This is a genomic window from Micromonospora craterilacus, assembly GCF_003236315.1.
Lineage (GTDB): Bacteria > Actinomycetota > Actinomycetes > Mycobacteriales > Micromonosporaceae > Micromonospora > Micromonospora craterilacus.
The window spans coordinates 1-5,415 of the sequence record NZ_POTY01000334.1 but is presented as its reverse complement, the minus strand read 5'-3'; the positions used below and the strand labels follow the sequence as shown (position 1 = coordinate 5,415).

Sequence of the window (5,415 nt, the reverse complement as noted above, 5' to 3'; positions counted from 1 at the left end):
GGGTTGAGGCGGTAGAGGTCGCGGGTGGCCTCGTAGAACAGGCCGGAGAGGTAGATCGACAGGCCGATCTCGTTGCGGCCGTACTCGACCTTGAGCAGGATGCGGGCTGTCGCGCAGGGCCATGGGTGGCCGCAGGCTCGGCAGCACCACATCGGCCGCAGCGGGGTGTGCGGTGTTTCGTGGGTCGGGTACGCCCGGGGGCGGTCCGGCGGCGGCCCGTCGCTCGGCTGCGGGAGTTGGTGGCCGATCACGGTCGGCCGCCGTTGGCGCGCCACTGCTGTCCCGGGGTCAGGTTGCCCACCCGGCCGGGCTCCATCGTCGGTAGCGCCCGGGTCGGCTGGTGCATCCAGCTCGGCAGGTGCTCACCCCGAACCCGTTGGGGCAGCGGCGGTGGTGGTGCCGCGTTTCGGCATCGGAACCAGCGGACACGCATGTTCGGCCTCCTCGTCTCGGGATTGGTGGGCCGGGCCGCCCCGATCGGGTGGCGGGGCGGCCCGGGAACCGGGCCCCGGCAGGGGGAAGGCCGGACCGGCCCGGAAGAAACTCCGCGATCTGCCGCAATCGGGGAATCTCTTACGTGACAGTCTGCTGAGGACACCACTACGTTCGGAAGGTGATCGGGCCGTACCAGCTGGCCCGTACGAAGCAGCCGTCACCGAAGTGCAGAGGTGTGCAGATGGACCGGATGCCCATGCTGGAGTTGTTCGCCGGCGAGCTACGTCGGCTGCGGACGCAGGCAGGTCTCTCCCAGGAGGCGCTCGGCGAGCAGATCAGCTACTCGGCCTCGCTGGTGGCCTCGGTCGAGCAGTGCCGCCGGGCACCCCGGGAGGAGTTCACCCTGCGCTGCGACGACGCGCTGCACGGTGAGGGGCTGCTGGGCCGGATCCGGGAGGCGATCCTCAAGGAGAGCCTGATGCCGTGGTTCCGCGAGTGGGTGACGATCGAGCAGGAGGCGACCGCGCTGTGCAGCTTCGAGCCGCTGGTGGTGCCCGGTCTGCTCCAGACCGAGGAGTACGCCCGGGCGCTCTACGAGGGGGCGAGCCAGCTCATAGGCGATCAGGTCGAGCAGCCGTTGGCCGCTCGACTCGGCCGGCAGAAGGTGCTCACGCGGCCCAACCCGCCGTTGCTCGTGGCGGTGCTCGACTACACCGTGCTGGAGCGCCCGGTCGGCGGCCCGAAGGTGATGGAGGAGCAGTTGCGGCACCTGGTGGAGGTGGGCCGCCGCACCCGGGTGCACCTGCATGTGGTGCCCAAAGGTGTCGGTGCCTATCCCGGGTTGAACGGTGCCTTCGTGATCGCCACGCCGCCTGACGGTGACGACCTCGCCTACCTGGATAACCAGTTGCGGGGCACCATCGTGGAACGCACTGTGGACGTAAACTCCCTGCGGCAGAACTGGGAGTCTGTCCGGGCCGAGGCGCTGCCCCACGGGGCCACCCTCAAGATGATCTCGGAGGCGGCGGAATCATGGACCTGACCGGTGCGATCTGGCGCAAGAGCACCCGCAGCAGCGGCAACCAGGGCAACTGCGTGGAGGTGGCCGACAACCTGGCGACCGTCGTCGGCGTACGGGACAGCAAGGACCGGCAGGGGCCGGTGCTCACCTTCACCCCCGAGACCTGGCGGGCGTTCGTGGCCTTCGCCAAGCAGCACTGACGCTACTGGTGGTCTCGCCTTGTCGAGTAAGTTACCGGCGGGTAGCGTTCGCGGTATGACCATCGACTCGCGGCAGGTGGCGGCCGGCATGCTTCAGGCGGTGCCGTTCGCTCGTACGCTCGGTTTCGAATTCGTCGAGGTGGCCCCCGAGGCGGAGGGCGGGGTGCGGGCCGTGGTCCGGCTACCCGACTCGCCGGCCACCCACAACCACGTCGGCGGCCCGCACGCCGGGGCCATGTTCACCCTCGGCGAGACCGCCTCCGGCGCGGTCGTGCTCGCCGCGTTCGCGCACCTGCTCGACCGGGCTACGCCGCTGGCGGTGCGCGCGGACATCGCGTACCGGAAGCTGGCCATGGGGCCGGTGCGCGCGACGGCGCGGCTCGGCCGCCCGCCGGCCGAGGTGGTCGCGGAGCTGGAGGCGGGCGAGCGGCCGGAATTCCCGGTACGCGTCGAGATCGCCACCGAGGAGGGCAAGCCGACCTCGGAAATGACCGTCATCTGGACCCTGCGCCCGAACTGACGCGCCGATCCTGCCACGAATTGCGTTTGCTTCCGGCGTGAGCTGGATAGATTCGTACGGTGCTCGGTCTACCTGCTCATGTGACCGCATGTCTCTTCGATCTGGACGGTGTGCTGACGCAGACCGCCCGGCTGCACAACGCCGCATGGACCGAAACCTTCGACGACTTCCTGCGGCGGCACGCCGCCGCCACCGGTGAGCCCTACCGGCCGTTCGACCCCGGCCCGGACTACCACCAGTATGTCGACGGCCGTCCCCGCCTCGACGGCGTACGCACCTTCCTCGCCTCGCGCGACATCACGCTGCCGGACGGCACACCGGACGATCCACCGGGCACCGACACCGTGCAGGGCATCGGCAACCAGAAGAACGCCCTGATGCTGGAGCAGATCCGCAGCACCGGGGTGGACGTCTACCCCGGCTCGGTGGCGTACCTGAGGGCGGTGGCCGCGGCGGGGCTGCGCCGAGCGGTCGTCACGGCCAGCGCCAACGGCCGGGAGGTGGTCGCCGCCGCCAAGCTGGAACCGCTGCTGGAAGCCCGGGTGGACGGGCTCACCGCCCGCGCCGAGGGGCTGCGCGGCAAGCCCCATCCGGATACCTTCCTCGCCGGAGCGAGAATGCTCGGCGTCGAGCCCAAGCAGGCGGCCGTCTTCGAGGACGCGCTCGCCGGGGTCGAGGCCGGCCGGGCTGGCGGATTCGGGTACGTGATCGGGGTGGACCGCGCCGGCCAGGCCGACGAACTGCGCGCACACGGTGCCGACGTGGTGGTCGACGATCTCGGCGACCTGCTCGACACCGGGCGGCCCGCATGATCCGGGAGCGCGCGTATCCGGTCGAGCCGTGGCACGTGCGGGAGACCCGGCTGGACATGGACGTGCTCGCCCAGTCCGAGTCCGTCTTCGCCCTGTCCAACGGGCACGTCGGGCTACGCGGCAACCTGGACGAGGGCGAGCCGCACGGCCTGCCCGGCACCTACCTCAACTCGTTCTACGAGCTTCGCCCGCTGCCGTACGCGGAGGCCGGTTTCGGCTACCCCGAGTCCGGCCAGACCATCGTCAACGTGACCAACGGCAAACTGATCCGGCTGCTGGTCGACGACGAGCCGCTCGACGTGCGCTACGGCGAGGTGCTCGCCCACGAGCGGATCCTCGACCTGCGTGGCGGCACGCTGCACCGGTCGCTGCACTGGCGCTCGCCGGCCGGCCGGGAGGTCCGGCTGAACAGCACCCGGCTGGTTTCCTTCCGGCAGCGCTCGGTCGCCGCGTTCCGGTACGAGGTGGAGGTGGCCGACGGCAAGCCGCTGCGGCTGATCATCCAGTCGGAGCTGGTGGCCAACGAGACGCTGCCGCCGCAGAGCAACGACCCCCGGGTGGCTGCGGTACTGGAGTCGCCGCTGGAGGCGGAAGAGGAGCTGACCACCCCCGCCGGCGGGCTCTTGATCCACCGCACCAAGGTCTCCGGGCTGCGGGTCGCCGCCGCGATGGACCACGAGGTGGAGTCCGAGGCGCGGACCACCGTCGAGTCGGAGGGGTACGAGGACTGGGTGCGTACCACCATCGGGTGCGTACTGGAACCCGGCCAGACGCTGTGCGTGGAGAAGTACCTGACCTACGGCTGGTCGAGCCGGCGCTCCCTGCCGGCGGCGCGCGACCAGGTCGGCGCCGCCCTGGCCGCCGCGAAGCTGGACGGCTGGGACGGGCTGGTGCGCGAGCAGCGGGAGTACCTCGACGAGTTCTGGGACGCCGCCGACGTGGAGGTCGAGGGCGACCCGGAGGTGCAGCAGGCGGTCCGGTTCGGCCTGTTCCACGTGCTCCAGGCCGGTGCCCGGGCGGAACGCCGGCCCATCTCGGCCAAGGGGCTCACCGGCCCCGGGTACGACGGGCACGCGTTCTGGGACACCGAGATGTTCGTTCTGCCGGTGCTGACGTACACCCACCCCGCCGCAGTACGGGACGCGCTGTACTGGCGGTACTCGACGTTGCCGCTGGCCCACGAGCGGGCCCGGACGCTCAACCTGGAGGGCGCCGCCTTCCCGTGGCGGACCATCGAGGGGGCGGAGTCGTCGGGCTACTGGCCGGCCGGCACCGCGGCGTTCCACGTCGCGGCCGGCGTCGCCGACGCGCTGCGCCGCTACGTGCTGGTCACCGGGGACCGGCAGTTGGAACGGGAGATCGGGCTGCCCCTGCTGGTGGAGACCGCGCGGCTGTGGCGCTCGCTCGGGCACCACGACCGGAACGGCCAGTACCACATCGACGGGGTGACCGGGCCCGACGAGTACACCGCCGTCAAGAACGACAACCTCTACACCAACCTGATGGCGCAGCGGAACTTGACGACCGCCGCCGAGGTGGTGATGCGCTACCGCGACGAGGCGTTCCACCTCGGGGTCAGCGACGAGGAGGCCGCCGTGTGGCGGGACGCCGCGGCAGCCATGCATGTCCCGTACGACGAAGAGATCGACGTGCATCAGGAGGTGGAAGGCTTCACCCGGTTGCAGGAGTGGGACTTCACGCACACCCCGCCGGACAAGTACCCGCTGCTGCTGCACTACCCGTACGTCGACCTGTACCGCAAGCAGGTGGTCAAGCAGGCCGACCTGGTGCTGGCGATGCACTGGCGGGGTGACGCGTTCACCCCGGAGGAGAAGCTGCGCAACTTCCTCTACTACGAGCGGCGTACCGTCCGGGACTCGTCGCTGTCGGCCTGCACGCAGGCGGTGCTGGCGGCGGAGGTCGGCTACACCGAGCTGGCGCACAGCTATCTGCGCGAGGCCGCGCTGATGGACCTGCACGACCTGAACGAGAACACCCGCGACGGGGTGCACATGGCCTCCCTCGCCGGGGCGTGGATCGCGCTGGTGGCCGGGTTCGGCGGGCTGCGGGACCACGACGGCGTGCCCTCGTTCGCGCCCTGCCTGTCGAGCCGGCTCGGTCGCCTGGCGTTCTCCCTCGAGTGGTGCGGCATGCGGCTACGGGTCGACGTACGACCACACGAGACGACGTACGCGCTGCACCACGCCGACCCGAACGCGGTGATGGAGGTGCGCCACTACGGCAAGCCGGTACGCGTCACCTGCGTCGAGCCGGTGACCGTACCGATCCCGCCGCCCCGCGAGGACCTGCCGACGCCGGAACAGGCCCCCGGACGTGCACCGATGCTCCGCCTTCCGGACATCCCCATCTGACCGCCCCACCCTGCTGCTTGGCTGCGCAATGGTGTGGTGCTGTCTCTTATACACA

General features: G+C 70.7%; 7 protein-coding genes. 5 read left to right on the top strand and 2 right to left on the bottom strand.

Going from position 1 to position 5,415, the window contains the following annotated elements:
* Positions 1-251 (bottom strand): hypothetical protein (locus C1I95_RS31460; RefSeq protein ID WP_111219436.1); only part of this gene is annotated, 251 nt, incomplete at its 3' end.
* On the bottom strand, positions 248-433 hold the full coding sequence (locus tag C1I95_RS31455) for a hypothetical protein (RefSeq protein WP_111219434.1): 186 nt from the start codon (positions 431-433) through the stop codon (positions 248-250). The genes C1I95_RS31460 and C1I95_RS31455, both read right to left, overlap by 4 nt.
* Before the next feature lie 243 nt (positions 434-676).
* Between C1I95_RS31455 and C1I95_RS31450 the strand changes: the two genes are divergently transcribed.
* The 5 genes from C1I95_RS31450 to C1I95_RS31430 are packed head-to-tail and all read left to right on the top strand — an operon-like array spanning position 677 to position 5,360.
* Positions 677-1,477, top strand: a complete 801-nt coding sequence (locus C1I95_RS31450) for a helix-turn-helix domain-containing protein (RefSeq protein ID WP_111219432.1) — start codon at positions 677-679, stop codon at positions 1,475-1,477.
* A complete protein-coding gene (locus C1I95_RS31445) occupies positions 1,468-1,656 on the top strand; it encodes a DUF397 domain-containing protein (RefSeq protein WP_111219430.1) in 189 nt (62 codons plus the stop codon). The genes C1I95_RS31450 and C1I95_RS31445 overlap by 10 nt, the downstream gene beginning before the upstream one ends.
* A gap of 55 nt (positions 1,657-1,711) precedes the next feature.
* A complete protein-coding gene (locus tag C1I95_RS31440; protein ID WP_111219428.1) occupies positions 1,712-2,176 on the top strand; it encodes a DUF4442 domain-containing protein in 465 nt (154 codons plus the stop codon).
* A 59-nt stretch (positions 2,177-2,235) separates the two neighbouring features.
* Positions 2,236-2,988, top strand: coding sequence for an HAD family hydrolase (locus C1I95_RS31435; RefSeq protein WP_111219426.1), 753 nt, complete (start codon positions 2,236-2,238; stop codon positions 2,986-2,988).
* Positions 2,985-5,360: a glycoside hydrolase family 65 protein gene (locus C1I95_RS31430; RefSeq protein WP_111219424.1), complete on the top strand. Its 2,376-nt coding sequence runs from the start codon at positions 2,985-2,987 to the stop codon at positions 5,358-5,360. The genes C1I95_RS31435 and C1I95_RS31430 overlap by 4 nt, the downstream gene beginning before the upstream one ends.
* The last annotated feature ends 55 nt before the right edge of the window (positions 5,361-5,415 follow it).

Excerpts from the sequence above, each read along its gene's own strand:
- C1I95_RS31455 (WP_111219434.1), bottom strand. The coding sequence starts at position 433 with ATGCGTGTCCGCTGGTTCCGATGCCGAAACGCGGCACCACCACCGCCG.
- C1I95_RS31440 (WP_111219428.1), top strand. The coding sequence starts at position 1,712 with ATGACCATCGACTCGCGGCAGGTGGCGGCCGGCATGCTTCAGGCGGTG.
- C1I95_RS31430 (WP_111219424.1), top strand. The coding sequence starts at position 2,985 with ATGATCCGGGAGCGCGCGTATCCGGTCGAGCCGTGGCACGTGCGGGAG.
- C1I95_RS31445 (WP_111219430.1), top strand. The coding sequence starts at position 1,468 with ATGGACCTGACCGGTGCGATCTGGCGCAAGAGCACCCGCAGCAGCGGC.
- C1I95_RS31450 (WP_111219432.1), top strand. The coding sequence starts at position 677 with ATGGACCGGATGCCCATGCTGGAGTTGTTCGCCGGCGAGCTACGTCGG.